We start from the raw sequence: 18,704 nt of genomic DNA, 5'->3' as shown, positions 1-18,704 counted from the left end.
CAGTGTATTAAGTACAGAGTAAACCAAGATTAAGCAATCGGACAGCGGAGAAATTGAGTCGGATCAACAAATTATTCCCTGATGATCCGACGCCAGTCAATGAGAAGAAAATCAAAACGGTCAGGCAGAAACGGGGGCAGACTGTCCGGCTAACTGAGAAAGCATTTCGTGATTCTCAATCGTAATGTATTTGCCTTTTACGCTCAGCATTTCTGATTTTTGGAAACGTCCCAGCAGACGGCTGATGGTTTCCACGGTCAGACCGAGGTAGTTACCGATGTCGCCACGGGTCATCGTCAGGCGGAATTCACGCTGAGAGAAGCCACGTTGTGCAAAACGGCGGGAGAGGTTGTAGATAAACGCCGCGAGTCTTTCTTCAGCATTTTTCTTAGACAACAGCAGGATCATGTCCTGGTCGCCTTTGATCTCACCGCTCATCAGACGCATCATTTGCTGGCGCAGATTCGGCATTTTCCCGGAAAGGTCATCCAGCGTCTCAAACGGGATTTCACAAACCATGGACGTTTCCAGAGCCTGTGCAAAACTTGGGTGCTGTAAGCCACCTATCGCATCAAAGCCGACTAAATCGCCTGCCAGATGGAAACCGGTAATTTGTTCGTCACCTTGTTCGGTGATGGTATAGCTTTTGATGGTCCCGGAACGGATTGCGTAAAGGGATTTCAATTCATCGCCGGCTTTAAACAATGCCTGACCTTTTTGGATCGGCTTTTTCCTTTCGATGATGTTATCGAGCTGATCGAGTTCATGCTCGTTCAGGGTGAAAGGAATACAAAGCTGGCTGATGCTACAGTCCTGACAATGGATAGCACAGCCACCAGATTGGATACGTCGAATAATACGTTTTTCTGGGATCATGATAGTCACTCTGGCAATATTGATATGGGTCAATTTTAACATCTTTTGCAGCGAGTGATAAGTAGCTGAATGAAGCGAAAAGAGCGAAATGTTAAAAAACCCCGTTTTTAAACAGGTTTTTTCCCAGAATATTTTGATCTGAACGGGGAATTAAGTCGAATTGAGAATCAATGAGATTAAAAACCGCATCAAATTATTTGTGGGAATTATAATTCTATTTTAATGAATTAGCTGTATGAATCAATTTATAGCCACCTAAGAATATTCACCGGCCATGAATTATTCAGGGCTGCGGGCGATAATTTTTGGCCTTAAATCGGGGGGCAGAATTATGGCACAAAATGCCACCTGCAAACGACTTTGATACCCATTCGTCCCGCAACCGCATACAATGCGCAGATTCGTTTAGCTTTCGTTTAATTTTTAGGAAAGGTGTAATGCAGTCTGATTCTCTGGGATTCCCATTCGAAACGACCTTTGTCTTCGTGGTCGTGGCCGTGGTCGCGTTGCTGATTGATATCTTCGCCCATCGCAGCCACAAACCGATTGGCCTGAAAAGTGCTTCAATCTGGACGCTCTTCTGGATAGCTGTTTCGCTCAGTTTTGCCGGTTTTTTGTATATTCATCACGGCAAAGAGGTCGCCAGTCTTTTCCTGACCGGTTATGCGCTGGAACAGGTGCTGTCGGTAGACAATCTGTTTGTGATTATGGCGATTTTCGCCTGGTTTAAAGTGCCTGACGGGTATCGTCACCGCATCCTTTACTGGGGCGTGATCGGTGCAATCGTCTTCCGTGGGATTTTCGTGGTGATTGGCACCAGCCTGCTGGCGCTGGGGCCGTGGGTTGAAATGGTGTTTGCCGTTGTGATCCTGTGGACTGCAATCCTGATGATGCGCGCAGGTAACGATGACGAAGAGAATGATGATTACTCGGATCATATCGCCAACCGCCTGGTGCGCCGTTTCTTCCCGGTGTTCCCAAAACTGGTGGGGCCGCATTTTCTGGTCAGCAGCGAGCAGGTCGAAGCTGAACTGGCGAAACCGGAAAATCAGGGTTTCAGCTTTACGGTGAAGAAGGGCGTGCGTTACGCGACGCCGCTGTTGCTGTGTATTGCCGTTGTGGAAATCTCCGACCTGATGTTTGCTTTTGACAGCGTGCCTGCGGTCATTGCCGTCAGCCGTGAACCGCTGATTGTTTATTCCGCCATGATGTTCGCCGTGCTGGGCTTACGTACGATGTATTTCGTGCTGGAAGCGCTGCGTAAGTATCTGGTGCATCTGGAGAAATCGGTGATTTTCCTGCTGTTCTTTGTGGCGGCGAAACTGGCGCTGAACTCCAGTAATCACCTGTGGCATCACGGCGTGGAAATCGAGGCATTAACCAGCCTTTACGTGGTTCTGGGCGTTCTGGCGCTGGGTATTGTCGCCAGCTTGCTGTTCCCCGGCAAAAAAGAATCCGCATAGTTATTTGCCCGTAATAAGTCCTTAACCGTTCTCATAAAAAACGCTGCCCTCGCAGCGTTTTTCATTTCTGATATCCGGGCCTGAAAGGCGTTACACGTCGCCTTCGTTATCTTTTTCTACTGCCTCATGAATGCGATCCAGCATGTCCGGGAACGCCGACTGCACGCGGCTCCAGCTCGGAATAAACGGTTTTTCGCTTGGCGTGTCCACAAACGCCTGACCCGCCTCCATAATTGCGCCGGAGAAGAGTTCGACTGCCGATTCCTCGCTGTGGCGGTCAAACGACAGGCCGTTCATCTTTGCGTCATTCTCGAAACTGTCAATCATATCCAGCGCATTGCGGTAATACGTGGCTTTCAGAATGCGGAATGATTCGCTGGTAATATTCACGCCAAGAATCGCCATCTTGCGGTACAGCGCCTTGGTGATATCAATACTCATACGCTGCAACCCGTTGGTCGCGTCATCTTCTGACATCGGCTGATGCTTGTGGTCGTAATTGTCGGCGATATCCACCTGACAGATACGGCGCGTCGCGGTATTGCGGTGAAGTTCGGACAATACGCCGATTTCCAGGCCCCAGTCGCTCGGAATACGCAAATCATTCAGAACGTGCGTGCGCATGGCGAATTCGCCGGAAAGCGGATAGCGGAAGGTGCGCAGATATTCCAGAAAATCTGAATGACCATAAACGATTTGCAGGGATTTGAGCAGTGGGAAGACCAGCAGACGTCCGACGCGGCCGTTAAATTTCCCGTCCGCCACGCGGGCGTAATAGCCTTTGCAGAAATCGTAATGGAAATTCGGGTTCGCCACCGGATACATCAGACGCGCCAGCATATCGCGGCTGTATGTGACAATGTCACAATCGTGCAGCCCGACCACGGAGGTGCGCCGCGAGGCCAGCGTATACCCGGCGCAGAACCACACGTTGCGGCCTTTACCCGGTTCATTCGGTGAAAGATTTTCCTTTTTAAGCTCTTCATCCAGTGCTTTCAGACGCGGTCCGTCATTCCATAAAATACGGTGACGTTGCGGCAGGCGGGAGAAAAATTCGCGGGCAAATAAAAATTGATCGCGGTCTGCGCGATCTAATCCAATGACGATTTCTTCCAGATAAGGCACTTTTGTCAGTTCATCGACAATATGTGTCAGCGCCGGGCCTTCAAGTTCTGAAAACAAAGAAGGTAATATTAATCCCATTGAACGGCGGCCTGAAAACACCTGCAAATCGTATTCCAGTTCTTCCACTTTACGGTGCGTCAGGTTATGAAAATTAGTGATTACACCATCCTGATAAAAATCGCTCATGCAGAATTCTCCAATTTTAGAATAGATAAAATTATTGGAAGTCTTATCGGTAAAAAAAACGATAAACAATGCCAAAGCACACATTGAATAAACGACTTTCCCTTAAACATTCTCCCTTTAAGAAAGGGTAATAAAATGATCCAGCCCCTGGCGCCAGCCGTGCGGGCCAAATTCGGTGGTGCGAAATACCTGTGAATTGTTCCGGGGGTTTAGCGGCATTTCATGGTCGTGGTGGCCTTTAATCACCACGGCGTAATCCACGGCTTCCAGCATCGATAAATCATTCGGGCCATCGCCCAGCCCGATACTCGCCACCGGCGAACCGCGTTGCTGCCGGTATTGCGCTGATAACCATTGCACTGCCTGGCCTTTTCCGGCATCCGTGCCCATGACGTGCCAGAAACGGCCACCGCGCGTGAGCGCCAGTCCTTCGCGGGACAGACATTTTTGCAAATGCGAAAAATCCAGGTCGTTGCCGAACCACACCAGCGGCTCTGACGCCTCACGCTGCATCGCCCGTTGCGCATCGGTTTCTGAAAGGCCGGTCCAGGCCGCCACCTGTTCAGCGGTGACGTCACCAAAGCCGCGAAACTCAAAATCATAGCGCTGGCGCAAATCGACCAGCGCCTGACGGATATCACGGTAACGGGCACCCATGACGTGAACCGGTTCCTGTCCGGAGGTTTGCCAGGCCGGCGGCAGATGGATAATCGCCCCGTTTTCTGCAATAAAAGGTTGATGAGTTAAGTGCAGTGCGGCCTGTAATACCGTGACTTCGGCGGAGGTTTTACTGGTAGTCAGGATCAACGGAACGTTCGCGGCCGCCAGTTTATCCAGCCACGGCTGCGCGGGTTTCCAGCTGTAATCGTGATGGTCGAGCAGCGACCCGTCCAGGTCAGTAAAAATGAGTAAAGGATCATCAAGGTACGGCATCTTTTCTCCTCAATTTAACGGGGTTACAGAAGCGCATTGGTTGGAATGCGTTTCTGCCCCAGCAGCTAAGTATAGAATCAAAAATGACTTTTACCGGCTAACCGGTCATTTCCGGATTCTTTACCGGTGTGCCGTTGGCGCGCAGCCAGCGTAACCCGGCTTTACCCGCAGGGCGTTTACAGGGATAATTCCCCCCGGTCCCACCGCTGAAAAAGAGGTAAAAAATGAGCGATGATGATGATTTATTCAGTCAGGAAATGGCGGGAGTACAGCCTCTGGCGTCGGATAAACGGGTGGTCTACCTCAGGAACTCAGCCACAGGGAACAAACCGGAAATCACCGATATCGCTGAAAAACGCGAAAACCCGCTGACAACCGGCTTTCTGAATATCCAGCCGTGCGATGAGCCACTGGAATACAAACACGACGGCGTGCAGCAGGGCGTGCTCGACAAACTCCGGCAGGGGAAATATCCGCTGGAAGCCAGCCTGAATTTACTGCGCAAACCGGTCGAACAATGCCGTCAGGAACTTTTCACCTTCTTCTGTCAGGCGCAGGCGGAAAATCTACGCACGCTGTTAATCATCCACGGCCGTGGCCGGGAAGACGAAAGCCACGCGAATATCGTGCGCAGCTACATCGCGAAATGGCTGAAACAGCTCGATGAAGTGCAGGCTTTCTGTGTGGCAATCCAGAAAGATGGCGGTGCGGGAGCCTGTTATGTCGCGCTCAAAAAAACGGCCCAGGCCAAACAGGAAAACTGGGAGCGTCACGCCAAACGCAGCCGCTGACCGGGGATCTTCAACCGAAACTTTGTTGCGTCATGGTTTAAGCGCGACCCCGTAATGTCCTGATACTTTTTCTGCCCGGAGACGGGCACTCAACCGAGCGACTTTCATGTTTCCAAAACCGGTTTATTTACGTTGCACACTGTTGCTGTGTGCGGTGAGCCTGCTGTCTGCCTGCGATCGCGGTGCGTCTGAACCCGAAGATGCACTGGTGATTGAAGGCAAAACCATGGGCACGTTTTACCGTGTCAGCCTGGCGGGAGTGGACAAAAACCGGGAAGCCTCGCTGCGTGAACAAATCGAAGCGCAGCTCAGAGAAGACGACCACGAGCTGTCGACCTACAAAGAAGACTCGGTTCTGTCGCGCTTTAATCAGTATCAGGGCAATGTCCCGCAGCCGATCAGCGCGGGGATGGCCGATGCGATAGTGACATCGATACGCATTGGTCAACTGACCGGCGGTGCGATGGATATCACCGTGGGGCCGCTGGTCAACCTGTGGGGCTTCGGGCCGGATAAACAGCCGGTGAAAATGCCGACGTCGCAACAGATTGCGGATGCCCGTCAGCGTATTGGCTTGCAACACCTGAAAGTGATCCAGCAGAGCGACGGGCAATATCTGCAAAAAAATTTGCAGGGGATGTATGTCGATCTTTCGACCGTTGGCGAAGGCTATGCAACCGACCATCTGGCGCGCCTGATTGAAGGTAATGGCATCAGCAATTATCTGGTGTCTGTGGGCGGCGCGGTGGTTTCCCGCGGGCACAATCCGAAGGGCAATCCGTGGCAGGTGGCGATTCAGAAACCCACAGACAAAGAGACGGCGGTGCAGGCGATTGTCGATTTGCAGGGCATGGGGATCAGCACTTCAGGCAGTTACCGCAATTATTACGAGCTCGACGGCAAACGGTTATCGCACATTATTGATCCGGCGACCGGCGCACCGATCACCCACAAGCTGGTTTCGGCAACCGTGATTGCGCCGACCGCGCTCGAAGCGGACGGCTGGGACACCGGCCTGATGGTGCTGGGCACGCACAAAGCGCTGGCGCTGGCTGAGAAAGAACATCTGGCGGTCTATCTCATCACCAAAGAGGGCGATACCTTCAAAACCTTCATGTCGCCTCAGTTCAAAGCGTACCTGAAAGATCCTGAGTAACGGTTTCACCCTGTGTTATCTGCCATTTCCCCCGCCAGACACTGACGCCGGATTGCGGCATCAGTGTTTGGCGGTGCTCACCAGTTCAAACAGCACCACGGTCCGCGATGTACAAATGTATTCGCGGCCAAATTCAAAGTTATGCTCGTTCACATCGTCGGGCTGGAACGTATCAAGAATATGTCGCCAGCCTTCACCGTGTGCCACGGATGGGAGCGTGAACACGACATCTTCGTGCGAAGCATTAAACAGCAGCAAAACCGTACTTAACGACCCCTGACGCAATAAACCGGTGGGCTGTGCGCGGCCATCGAGCAGCATCGCGATACATTTTGCGTGCGGATCTTTCCAGGCGGCGTCAGTCATTTCTTCGCCCTGCGGCTGGAACCAGCTTACATCCTTCACACCCAGTTTTTCATGCACAGCGCCGGTAAGAAATCGGCCACGGTGCAGGATCGGAAAACGTTTACGCAGGGCAATCAGCCGGTACGTGAACAGCAGCAGCGACTGGCCTTTTTCCTCGATATTCCAGTTAACCCACGCAATCTCGGTGTCCTGACAATAGGCGTTGTTATTGCCGTTTTGCGAGCGTGCAAATTCGTCCCCGGCCAGCAACATCGGCGTACCCTGAGAAAACAGCAGCGTCGCCAGCATATTGCGCATCTGCCGCAACCGCAGCGCGTTAATGGCAGGATCATCAGTCTGGCCTTCCACGCCGTAGTTGGCCGAAATATTGTTATCGCTGCCGTCTTTGCCGTTCTCGCCGTTGGCTTCGTTGTGTTTACTGGCGTAAGACACCCAGTCGTTGAGCGTGAAGCCGTCGTGTGCGGTAATAAAATTCACCGACGCATACGGTTTGCGGCCCCGGTGATTAAACAAATCTGCCGAGCCGGAAAGGCGGGTGGCAAACTGCGCCAGCTGGCCTTCATCGCCGCGCCAGAATTTGCGCACCGTGTCGCGGAAACGGTCATTCCATTCCATCCAGCCCGGCGGAAACCCCCCGACCTGATAGCCGCCGGGGCCGCAATCCCAGGGTTCAGCAATCAGCTTGCACTGACTGAGGATCGGATCCTGACGGCAGGTATCGAGAAAACCGCAGCCTTCGTCAAAACCGTAGCTTTCCCGTCCGAGAATGGTGGCGAGGTCAAACCGGAAACCATCGACCTGCATTTCTGTCGCCCAGTAACGCAGCGAATCGGTCACCATCTGCAGGACACGCGGGTGGCTAAGATTGAGCGTATTGCCGGTGCCCGTGTCGTTAATGTAATAACGTTTATTGTGCGGCATCAGGCGGTAATAGCTGGCGTTATCGATACCTTTGAACGACAGCGTGGGGCCCAGTTCGTTGCCTTCCGCCGTGTGGTTGTAAACCACGTCGAGAATGACCTCAATGTTTGCTGCGTGCAGGGTGGCAATCATCTGCTTGAATTCGTTCACGGTGTGCGTCGCCATATATTGCGGGTGCGGCGCAAAGAAACTCAGCGTGTTGTAACCCCAGAAATTGTGCAGCCCTTTATCCTGCAAATGCCGGTCATCGGTGAACGCATGAACCGGCATCAGCTCAACCGACGTCACACCCAGAGAGCGGATATATTCCACGATGTGCGGCGTACTCATCCCCGAGAATGTCCCGCGCAAATGCTCCGGCACCGCCGGATGACGCATGGTGTAACCGCGCACATGCGTTTCGTAAATCAGCGTTTTCTCCCACGGAATATGGCGTTTGCGTGAACGTGCCCAGGAAAATGCCGGGTCGATGACCCGACATTTCGGCAGAAATTCCGCGCTGTCGCGGTTATCAATGTGCAGATCTTTCTTCGCGCTTTGCAGGTCATATGCAAACAGCGCGTCGTCCCATTTCAGTTCACCGACAATCTGTTTGGCATACGGGTCGAGCAGTAATTTGGCCGGATTAAACCGGTGGCCGTCGTGCGGTGCATAAGGGCCGTGAACGCGGTAAGCATAAAGCAGGCCGGGGCGGGCGTCGGGCAGATAGCCATGCCAGACCTCGTCGGTGTATTCCGGCAGTTCAATCACGTCATATTGCTCGCCGGCTTCATTAAACAGGCACAGCTCAACTTTTGTGGCGTTGGCGGAAAACAGCGCGAAGTTCACGCCCAGACCGTCCCAGGTCGCGCCGAGCGGGACGGGCAATCCTTCACGAACGCGGGTGGTGTGCCCGGAATCAAAACTGCGGACAATTTCGCCGTCGCTGTAAGGATGGATGATGCGCACGCCCAAACTGTCTACGGCGATATCAACCTGTGCGTGGGAAGGGACGGTGCGGACTTCTCCCGTCGTGGCGGTGGGTTTAGTTGTCTTACCGGATTGGGCTTTTGCCATTCGTTTCACACTCCTGAACAGGTCAATCAGAATAAATCCTGAGAAAGAATTAGAGCGAAAAAGATCCGCAGCTCATGGGGCCGCTTGTCCGTTGCTACCAAATCATTGTAGTTGCAGTTACGGCTTTTCCCCTGCCAGCGGTGCATTAACCGGCAAATCAAGATTTTCCAGGAGAGAAACCTGATGACAAAAAAGAGGCATCTAACGCGCCATCGCAAAAAATCAGTGTGATGAAAATATTCCTGATTGATACGTTTTTGCTGGTCACGGCGCATCACAAATCTGCCTCTTAACGACTGATTATAAAGCCTTAATTCCTCACGCCATTTTTTGATGCAGTGTGATTTTCTCTTTTGAAATCAGGCTCTGATACTGGCCACAGAGAAAGCAGCGGCGAGCGATGAGACAACGAATTTTACCCCGCGATCATCGTCTGCTTTCCGTCATTCACTCACTTACATCAATCTTCGGAGTTACGATTCATGAGCACTACCAAACAAAAATATATGGTTTCCGCCGCATGGGAAAATGCGGACGACGTCTGGTCCTCTGCCTGTTTTATCGACGTATTTAATATGACGGAGTCCGATCTGGAATCCGGCAAGATTGAGTTCACGCTCGATAACTCCCAGAGCGCTTCTGCAAACATTAACTTTCAGTTCGATACCTGGAGCAGCCCGATCAAAGGCACGCTGATCGACGCATGCAGCGTGATCCCGGCGGGTGGCAAAGGCACTTTTGCCATTATGGTCGGCAACAACACTGGCGTGAGCATCGGCAATCTGCCGCAGGGTTTTAAAGTCAACGGCGAAGCGGCCGATCAGGTGGCGGATACTCAGGCACCGACCGTTCCGGTCAATGTGAAAGTGGTGGCGAGCGGCGCGGTCACCCTGACCGTGGGCTGGACGGCGTCTACCGATAACGTGATGGTCAGCGGCTATGAAGTCACTTACACCCATACCCAAACCAAAGTGGCCAAAACGCAAAAAACCACCGGTACATCCGTGACGCTGGTCGGGCTGACGGCGCAAACTGCCTACAGCGTGCAGGTCCGCGCTTATGATCTGGCCGGTAATTTCTCGGCTAAATCCCCCGCGCTGAATGTCACCACCGACAAAACCTTGCCGGATTCGGGTGATTACAGCTTCAACCACGCACCGTTTATGGATTTCACCGGCTGGCCGACGCCACGCCCGAGCGTTTTCGGTCAAGAGTCAGGACTGAAAGCCTATACGCTGGGCTTTATCACGACTGCCGACATGAATGCAGGCAACGGCACGCCGAATTATCGTCCTTGCTGGGGTGGGCTGGTGAGTATCACTGATGCCAACGTTGGCGATTACGGCCAGGAATTTACGGGCGATGCGACGGTCTCTGATTACGGTAAAGCCGATATCGCGGCGTTCCGTGCAGCAGGGGGGGATGTCGCGATTTCCTTCGGCGGGGCGAATTCCAACTTCCTCGAAGAGCACATTACCGACGTGGGCGAACTGGCCGCGTTGTATCAGGGCGTGCTGGATAACTATGCCGTCAACCATATCGATTTTGATATCGAAGGGGGCGCATTACAGCAGACTGAAATGCTCAGCCGTTTACTGGCGACCATGGCGGTGGTGCAGAAAAACAATCCGTCGCTGCAAATCGCTTTCACGCTGCCGGTTGACGGCCAGACATCCGATGATTCGCAGGGACTGACGTCCTTCGGGATTGATTTCGTGCGTATGGTACATGATGCGGGCATTTCGCCGGCACTGTTCAATGCCATGTCGATGGACTTTGGCGACGTCGCGCCGCCTCCGGACATGTATACCGGTGTGGAAATGTCGATGCTGGCGATGCATCGTCAGATTAAAACCGTCTTCACCGAGTGGTCAGATGCCAAACTGTGGCGTCGCATTGGTGTGACACCGATGTTTGGCATCAACGACACCGGCCCGAGCTTCACCACGGATCACATGAAAAAACTGATCGACCTGGCGACAAAATACAACTTCGGCACTATCTCCGGCTGGGATGCGACCCGTGATTACAATCAGGGCCTGGAAATGTGTCACACCAGCGATCACAACAATCTGTATCAATGTACTTACGAAGGTACCGAGTCCTACGCCTACAGCAAGATTATCGCGACATATCGCCATAAGGCGGTGTAATCCGCTGCCAGAAATTCATTTCATCATTTTTTCGTATTGTGTCATTTCGCCGGTGTGAACCCGTCACACCGGCATTTTTTCGTCTGTATCATTCTGCAAAGCTTAACTTCTGTACATGGCGGTGGCCTTCGCTGATATTCACTCTGACCCGTTACAAACAGGGCGGGCGCAAAACGTCATTTGCCGTGTTTAAGACGCATTTAGGAGCCTCCATGACCATCGCTTTGCTGAGCCACATCGACCTTGATGCGGGCTATCCTGACCGGTTTGAAGCAGCCGGATATTCTCTGCATTTCGCCACCACGCCGGCGCAACGTGCAAACCTTGATCCTCACATCGCACAGACCATTCGCGCCATCATAACCATTGGTACCCTCGGCGTGAGCGCGGCAGAAATCGCCGCATTGCCCGCGCTGGAGATCATCTGCGCGCAGGGCGTCGGCTTTGAACATATTGACCTGGCGGCGGCAAAACAGCGCGGCATTCAGGTCACGCACGGCCCCGGCACCAACAGTTCTTCGGTTGTGGATCATACGCTGGCGCTGATGCTGGCGATCACCCGCAGAATTCCGCAGTTCGATGCGGCCGTTCGCGCCGGTGAATGGAAAAAAACGCGCTGGAACGTGGACGGAATGTCCGGCAAACGGCTGGGAATTATCGGGCTGGGCAACATCGGTGCGCAGATTGCCCGCCGCGCCGCCGGTGGGTTTGATATGGAAGTGGGGTATCACAACCGCCGTCCGCAGGATGACAGCCCGTACCATTATTTCCACAGCGTGACCGAACTGGCGGACTGGGCGGATTATCTGGTTGTCGCCACACCGGGCGGTGCCAATACCACCCGGCTGGTGAATGCGCAGGTGCTGAAAGCCCTGGGGGAAAACGGTTATCTGATTAACATTTCACGGGGCAGCGTGGTGGACAGTGACGCACTGATCGCCAGTCTGCAACGCCGCGAAATCGCCGGAGCCGCGCTGGATGTGGTGGACGGTGAACCGAAAGTTCCGCCAGCAATGCTGGCGCTGGATAATCTGGTTCTGACCCCGCACGTGGCCGGACGCTCGCCGGAATCCGTCGAAAATATGATGACGCTGGTGCTGTCCAATCTGGATGCACATTTTTCAGGTAAGCCGGTCATGACGCCGGTGCCTGAATAATCCGCTGATTTATTTGCCCGATGCTGAGAGAAAACGCCGCCTGCCGGCGTTTTTTTATGGATGCTGAAAATCATCCGGACGGGCTATAGTCGGAAAAAGCATAAGTAACCGCTTTTTCTTATTTGTCTGGCATAGCTACAGACCGTAACAATAGGGTTTTCAGGCAGAACAGAGGCAGACAGCGGTGAATTTTCAACAACTCAAAATTATACGGGAATCCGCGCGATGCAATTACAACCTGACCGAAGTCTCGAACATGTTGTTCACTTCGCAGTCAGGCGTCAGCCGTCATATTCGCGAGCTGGAAGATGAACTGGGCGTTGAGATTTTCATCCGTCGCGGCAAGCGCCTGTTGGGGTTGACCGAACCGGGTAAAGAACTGCTGGCCGTAGCCGAGCGTATTCTCAACGAAGCGCAGAATATCCGCCGTCTGGCCGATGTGTTTTCGAAAGAAGACGCGGGCGTGCTGACTATCGCCACCACCCATACCCAGGCGCGTTACAGTCTGCCCAAAGTGATTAAAGCCTTCCGGGCGATTTATCCGGGCGTGCGGCTGGAACTTCATCAGGGCTCGCCGCAGGAAGTGCTGGCGATGTTACTGAGCGGGCAGGCGGACGTGGCCATCGCCAGTGAAAAACTGATGAATGACCCGACGGTGGCGGCGTTCCCGTATTACCGCTGGCACCACGCGATTGTTGTTCCGCAAGGGCATCCGCTGACGTTGCAGCACCCGATCACCTTACAACATCTCAGCGAACAGCCACTGATCACCTATCGTCAGGGGATCACCGGCCGTTCCCGTCTGGATGATGCGTTCAGTCGTGCAGCACTCACTGCGGATATCGTGCTCAGTGCGCAGGATTCTGACGTGATTAAAACCTACGTTGAGCTGGGATTAGGCGTGGGGATCCTGGCGGATAAAGCGTTTGAGGCGGCGCGTGATACCGGGCTTCAGCTGATTAACGCCGAGCATCTCTTCGAAGGCAACACCGTCTGGCTGGGGCTTAAAAAAGCGCAATTGCAGAGAAACTACGTCTGGCGGTTTATCGAACTGTGTAACCCTGGGTTATCGGTGAATGAGATCAAGGAGAAGGTGTTTGCCGTGGGGGATGAGCCGGTGATTGACTATCAGATTTGATGGTATGAGGCGTCATACGGGCGCCTGATAATTCAACTTTCAACTTTCAACTTTCAACTTCAAGACCTTGGGCTCGCCGCCCAAACTGGCCCAAAGGGCGCGTTAACGCGCGCGCCCTCTGGACACCCGCGCTTTTTAACTGCGCGCTGCCGCTCGCTGGCACTGTTTCAGGCACAACAGCTATTGCCGCAAAATCCCGCCGCTGCGCGGTTCCCTCCTGTCGGGTTACAAACCGCGCGAAAAGAGTCGCGGTTTTCCACCTCTCCATACGGCGCGATTTTTGAAAGCGGCCAGGGGCTTTTTAGTTCACAACCTTGCTGCTGGTTGTTTTTAATAAAATGAGTTGCCGTTTTCACAAAAGGTTAAGTAAGAAAACTGAATGACTTTGAATTTAGATAAGCCCTGGCCGCTTTCAGAAAGCTTGCTGAATGAGTGTTTCGAGACCTTAGGCTCGAAGACCGAAATGAAGGAACCGCGTAGCGGCAAGTTTTCGCGGCAATAATTGTGGCTCCTGAAACAGTGCCAGCGAGCGGAGCGCTTGTTGAAAAAGACGCGGAGATTCCAAAGAGGGCTCGTCATAGCCCTCTTTGGTCGGTTTCGGCGCGGCGAGTTAAGTGATCTCTGCACATAAAAAACCGAAATTCTCTCGATCCCGACCCAGCCCTCATGGCACATGAAAAACCGAAACTTTCCCCGGTCAGTCCTTTTAAAAGCGCCTGTGTGCCCGCTTATGGCACAAAAAAAAGCCGATTCCTGAGAACCGGCTCTGATGCACATCAAACGACCAGGCGTCCGCTAAGCTGCAGGCTTAGCAATCACATTGCGATTTTCCATCCGCACTTCCGCGATATTGACATCAATGATGTCACTCTGACGATAGGCGACTTCGCCTTTGATCAGCACGGTGCCAGTGTCTGCGCTGCACACCAGCTCGTCGCGCACGCTGTGCAGGAACGGTGCAGGGATAAAGGCGACAGCGCCGATATCTTGCAGACGGACGCGCAAACCACCGCGGGTCACATCGATAATTTCTGCGCTGAATTTCACATCCGTGCCGACTTTATCTTCCAGATAACGGGCGTACAACCAGTCACCGACGTCACGCTCGGCCATGCGGTTGGCACGGCGGCGTTCTGCCAGCTGAACGGTCATATCTTCCTGCGGTTTCTCAGCAGACTGTTGCAGGATCATCGCTTTCAGCAGACGGTGGTTCACCATATCGCCGTATTTACGAATCGGTGAAGTCCAGGTTGCGTAAGCTTCCAGACCCAGACCGTAATGCGGCCCCGGTACGGTGCTGATTTCTGCAAATGTCTGGAAACGACGGATGCGGCTGTCGAGGAACTGGGTTGGCAACGCATCCAGTTTACGGCGCAGGGCGCAGAAACCGGGCAGTGTCAGCAGTTCTTCGGCGTTGGCTTCCACATCATTGGCCGCAAGCACCGTGACAGCGTTTTCCACCAGCAGCGGGTCGAAACCGGTATGCACGTTGTACACGCCGAAACCGAGGCTGTCGCGCAGCGCAATAGCCGCACAGACGTTAGCGGCGATCATTGATTCTTCAACGATGCGGTTGGCGATACGGCGATGCTCAGCAATGATTTCCAGAACGTTGCCTTTTTCACCCAGCACGAAGCGGTAATCAGGACGGTCTTTAAACACCAGCGCGTGTTCGGTGCGCCATGCACTGCGCACGTCGCAAACGCGTTTGAGCAGGCGGATCTGATCAGCAATCACATCGCTGGCAGGTTGCCATGCGCTTTTCTCATCCGCTTCCAGCCAGTCAGACACATTGTCATAGGCCAGTTTGGCTTTTGATTCGATGGTGGCGGCGAAGAAACGAATGTCGGTGCCCAGCGCGCCATCGGTGCCCAGCGTAACGGAGCAGGCGAGAACCGGACGGCTGACGTCCGGCCACAGGGAACACACGTCGTCGGACAACTCACGCGGTAACATCGGGATGTTAAAGCCCGGCAGATAGTTGGTGAATGCGCGTTTTTTGGCGATGTTATCGAGTTCGCTGCCTTCGGTGACGTACGCCGTCGGGTCAGCAATCGCAATGGTCATCTGCAAAGTGCCGTCGCCGTTGTCTTTCACATACAGCGCGTCATCCATGTCCTGCGTGCTGCCGCTGTCGATGGTGACAAATGGCAGGGCAGTCAGATCTTCGCGGTTCAGGCCTTCATCGCGCAGTTCAGCGATGTCAGATTTTGGCGCTTCGCGTTCCAGATTATGACGGGCCAGCGTGACCCACCATGGCGCGAGATCGTCAGTGCCTGTGGTGATCCATTCGGTGATTTCAGCCTGGAAGCTGTGATCGCCTTCTTTGAGCGGGTGGCGGCGCATTTCGGCCACGCACCAGTCGCCGTCACTGACTTCGTGATTAATGTTGCGCACCACACGACACTGGATCGCATCACGTAATAAAGGATGGTCAGGGATGATAGAAAGACGGTCGTCTTTTTTGGTTACGCGACCCACAAAGCGGCTGAGGAAAGGTTCAACCAGTGTTTCCGGCTGGACGACTTCACGCTCTTTTTCGGTTTGCAGCGAGGCGATTACGCGGTCACCGTGCATGACTTTTTTCATGTACGGAGGCGGAATGAAATAGCTTTTTTGACCGTCTACTTCAAGAAAGCCAAAGCCTTTCTCAGTCCCTTTCACGATGCCTTCGACACGTGGAGTCTGAGAGTGAAGTTGCTGTTTTAGCTGCGCGAGCAGCGGGTTATCTTGAAACATATCGTCCAGGGAATTAGGGTTAATGTGGCTCGATTAGCGGCAGACAGTTTTACGCGATTCAGCCCCTGCGGGCAAGCAGCATCTGCCCCTTTTGCCTCATAACCCTGAAGCCAAAGGGGAGATTTACGGCACATCCCGCATAACGGGTTATGCGATGCGTTGCAGGTCAACTTTTTGTTCGCAGCGACGGATTGTCACCGGAACGGCTTTGGAGGTTGGCGTGTGGGTCTGGTCACCAAAACTGGACATCGGCACCAGCGGGTTGGTTTCCGGATAATAGGCCGCCAGATTGCCACGCGGAATGTCGTAGCTGACCAGCTTAAACCCGGTGACTTTGCGCTCGATACCGTCGTTCCACAGCGTTTCAATTTCCACCAGCTCGCCGTCTTTCAGGCCCAAATCGGCCAGATCCTGCGGGTGAATGAACAGCACTTCACGCTGGCCGTACACGCCGCGATAACGGTCATCAAGGCCGTAAATCGTGGTGTTGTACTGGTCGTGGGAACGCAAAGTTTGCAGCGTAAACGGTGCATTCTGGTCGCCCATCGGGATCAGCACATCCGGCAGCGGCACGGCGCTGAAATTGGCTTTGCCGCTCAGGGTATTGAAGTTCAGATCGGCGGCCGCATTGCCCAGATAGAAACCGCCTTTGATATCACAACGCGCGTTAAAATCCCTGAACCCTGGGATTGTCGCTTCGATGTGGTCGCGGATCAGGTTGTAATCGTCGGCCAGCCCCATCCAGTCCAGGTATTTGTCACCCAGCACGGCGTTGGCGATTCCGCAGACAATCGCGGTTTCTGAACGCTGCTCCTGAGACAACGGAATGCCGACGCCTTCGGACGCATGCACCATGCTGAAAGAATCTTCCACAGTGATGAACTGCGAACCGGTTGCCTGCATATCCAGTTCGGTACGCCCCAGCGTAGGCAGGATCAGCGCTTCTGCGCCGGGCGTCAGGTGTGTGCGGTTAAGCTTGGTGCTGATTTGCACGGACAAATCCAGATTGCTTAGCGCCTGTTCGGTACGCGGCGTATCCGGTGCCGCAGCCGCCAGATTACCACCGAGGCAGATCAGCACTTTGGCTTCATGACGCAGCATGGCTTCCAGCGCTTCCACGGTATTGTGACCGGGAACGCGAGGCGGGGTGAATTTGAAGTGGGTTTCCATCGCATCGAGCAGGGCTTTCGGCGCTTTTTCGTCGATACCCATCGTGCGGTTGCCCTGCACGTTACTGTGACCACGTACCGGACACAAACCGGCACCCGGTTTACCCAGCTGGCCGAACAGCAGTTGCAGGTTGGTGATTTCACGCACGGTCGGCACGGAATGTTTGTGCTGGGTTATACCCATCGCCCAAGTGCAAATCACGCGGCCGGCATTCATATAAATCGCCGCTGCTTCACGCAAATCTTGTTCGCTCAGGCCGGACTGTCCGGTGATTTTGTCCCAGCTTGTCGCATCGACAATAGCCAGATACTCGTCCACGCCCGCGCAGTTTGCCGCGATAAATTCTTCATCAAACAGGGAAGGCTGACCGGAAGCAATGCGTTCGCGGTGAGTCTGCAATAACGCTTTCACGATACCGCGCACGGCAGCCATATCCCCGCCCAGATTTGGCTGGTAATACGCCGAGCTGATGCGACCGGCTTTCGGTGTCACCACTTCCAGCGGTTTTTGCGGATCGGCAAAACGTTCCAGGCCACGTTCACGCAGGGTATTGAAGCTGACCACTTTCGCGCCGCGATCGGAGGCATGGCGCAGGCTGTGGAGCATACGCGGATGGTTGGTGCCCGGATTCTGACCGAAGACGAAAATCGCATCGGCTTTTTCGAAATCATCCAGACGGATGGTGCCTTTACCGACGCCGATACTTTGCTTCAGACCTACGCCGCTGGCTTCGTGACACATATTCGAGCAGTCGGGAAAGTTGTTGGTGCCGAACATGCGGCCAAACACCTGATAAAGGTAAGAGGCTTCGTTACTGGCACGGCCTGAAGTGTAGAAATCTGCCTGATCCGGGCTTTCAAGGCCTTTGAGATGGCTGGCGATCAGCGAAAATGCGGCGTCCCAGCTGATCGGTTCGTAATGGTCGGTGGTGCGGTTATACCGCATCGGGTGGGTCAGACGACCCTGATATTCGAGGAAATAATCGCTCTGCGCGCGCAGTTTGGTCACGCTGTGCTGAGCGAAGAATTCCGGCTCAACCGCTTTACGGGTGGCTTCCCAGCTGACGGCCTTCGCGCCGTTTTCACAGAAACTGAAGGTGCTGTGGTTATCATCGCCCCACGCACAGCCCGGACAGTCAAATCCGCGACCTTTGTTAACACGCATCAGGTTACGCAGGTTGGAGAGGACTTTTTTACTGTCGAAGACGAAACGGGTGGTGGATTCCAACGCACCCCAGCCACCGGCCGCGCCGTGGTAGGGTTTGATCTCAGTTTTAAATTTCATAGTTATGCTTCGCAGGTGGTTTTTGTCTGGTCTGTAAACAATCAGAACGGTGAATTGTTAATCCGATTGTTAATTTTATGTCACAAGTTTAGGAGGGAGATGCGACGACGTCTAATCGAATGCCATGATGGTGCGATTAGATCTGTCTATTACAAGAAAATCCGCACGAATAACGTTAATGAGCAGACAG

General features: G+C 53.7%; 12 protein-coding genes. 6 read left to right on the top strand and 6 right to left on the bottom strand.

Annotation, left to right across the window (positions count from 1 at the left end; genetic code table 11):
* Window positions 1–120 precede the first annotated feature (120 nt).
* Window positions 121–876, bottom strand: a complete 756-nt coding sequence (locus tag ACM5QY_RS15845; protein WP_013575564.1) for an FNR family transcription factor — start codon at window positions 874–876, stop codon at window positions 121–123.
* 437 nt (window positions 877–1,313) lie between these two features.
* Here ACM5QY_RS15845 and ACM5QY_RS15840 point away from each other — a divergent pair, with 437 nt between their 5' ends.
* Window positions 1,314–2,339, top strand: a complete 1,026-nt coding sequence (locus tag ACM5QY_RS15840; RefSeq protein ID WP_416121699.1) for a TerC/Alx family metal homeostasis membrane protein — start codon at window positions 1,314–1,316, stop codon at window positions 2,337–2,339.
* 90 nt (window positions 2,340–2,429) lie between these two features.
* Here ACM5QY_RS15840 and ACM5QY_RS15835 read toward each other — a convergent pair whose 3' ends face one another.
* Together ACM5QY_RS15835 and ACM5QY_RS15830 are read right to left on the bottom strand one after the other, a co-directional pair.
* Window positions 2,430–3,650, bottom strand: a complete 1,221-nt coding sequence (locus ACM5QY_RS15835) for a glycosyltransferase family protein (RefSeq protein ID WP_416121698.1) — start codon at window positions 3,648–3,650, stop codon at window positions 2,430–2,432.
* A gap of 117 nt (window positions 3,651–3,767) precedes the next feature.
* Entirely contained in the window at window positions 3,768–4,583 is an 816-nt protein-coding gene (locus ACM5QY_RS15830; protein WP_416121697.1) for a mannosyl-3-phosphoglycerate phosphatase-related protein, read from the bottom strand.
* A gap of 224 nt (window positions 4,584–4,807) precedes the next feature.
* Between ACM5QY_RS15830 and smrA the strand changes: the two genes are divergently transcribed.
* Both smrA and apbE read left to right on the top strand, forming a co-directional pair.
* Complete coding sequence (gene smrA, locus ACM5QY_RS15825; RefSeq protein WP_416121696.1) at window positions 4,808–5,374, top strand: DNA endonuclease SmrA; 567 nt, start codon at window positions 4,808–4,810, stop codon at window positions 5,372–5,374.
* Window positions 5,375–5,480: 106 nt separating this feature from the next.
* A complete protein-coding gene (gene apbE, locus ACM5QY_RS15820; protein WP_416121695.1) occupies window positions 5,481–6,530 on the top strand; it encodes an FAD:protein FMN transferase ApbE in 1,050 nt (349 codons plus the stop codon).
* 60 nt (window positions 6,531–6,590) lie between these two features.
* Here apbE and glgX read toward each other — a convergent pair whose 3' ends face one another.
* Window positions 6,591–8,873 carry a glycogen debranching protein GlgX gene (glgX, locus tag ACM5QY_RS15815; RefSeq protein WP_416121694.1) on the bottom strand — a complete coding sequence of 761 codons (2,283 nt, stop codon included), beginning with the start codon at window positions 8,871–8,873 and terminating at the stop codon, window positions 6,591–6,593.
* 482 nt (window positions 8,874–9,355) lie between these two features.
* Here glgX and ACM5QY_RS15810 point away from each other — a divergent pair, with 482 nt between their 5' ends.
* The 3 genes from ACM5QY_RS15810 to cbl all read left to right on the top strand — a co-directional run bounded on the left by ACM5QY_RS15810 (window position 9,356) and on the right by cbl (window position 13,321).
* Window positions 9,356–11,026 carry a fibronectin type III domain-containing protein gene (locus tag ACM5QY_RS15810; protein WP_416121693.1) on the top strand — a complete coding sequence of 557 codons (1,671 nt, stop codon included), beginning with the start codon at window positions 9,356–9,358 and terminating at the stop codon, window positions 11,024–11,026.
* 212 nt (window positions 11,027–11,238) lie between these two features.
* On the top strand, window positions 11,239–12,183 hold the full coding sequence (locus ACM5QY_RS15805) for a 2-hydroxyacid dehydrogenase (RefSeq protein ID WP_416121692.1): 945 nt from the start codon (window positions 11,239–11,241) through the stop codon (window positions 12,181–12,183).
* Window positions 12,184–12,367: 184 nt separating this feature from the next.
* Window positions 12,368–13,321, top strand: coding sequence for an HTH-type transcriptional regulator Cbl (gene cbl / locus ACM5QY_RS15800; RefSeq protein WP_416121691.1), 954 nt, complete (start codon window positions 12,368–12,370; stop codon window positions 13,319–13,321).
* A 795-nt stretch (window positions 13,322–14,116) separates the two neighbouring features.
* Here cbl and ACM5QY_RS15795 read toward each other — a convergent pair.
* Both ACM5QY_RS15795 and ACM5QY_RS15790 read right to left on the bottom strand, forming a co-directional pair.
* Window positions 14,117–16,060, bottom strand: coding sequence for an exoribonuclease II (locus ACM5QY_RS15795; RefSeq protein ID WP_416121690.1), 1,944 nt, complete (start codon window positions 16,058–16,060; stop codon window positions 14,117–14,119).
* A gap of 147 nt (window positions 16,061–16,207) precedes the next feature.
* Window positions 16,208–18,514 carry an FdhF/YdeP family oxidoreductase gene (locus ACM5QY_RS15790; RefSeq protein ID WP_416121689.1) on the bottom strand — a complete coding sequence of 769 codons (2,307 nt, stop codon included), beginning with the start codon at window positions 18,512–18,514 and terminating at the stop codon, window positions 16,208–16,210.
* Between the last annotated feature and the right edge of the window lie 190 nt (window positions 18,515–18,704).

The organism is Rahnella sp. PCH160 (genome assembly GCF_047784855.1).
In the GTDB taxonomy this organism is placed as follows: Bacteria; Pseudomonadota; Gammaproteobacteria; order Enterobacterales; family Enterobacteriaceae; genus Rahnella.
This window is presented reverse-complemented; position numbering and strand designations above follow the sequence as displayed.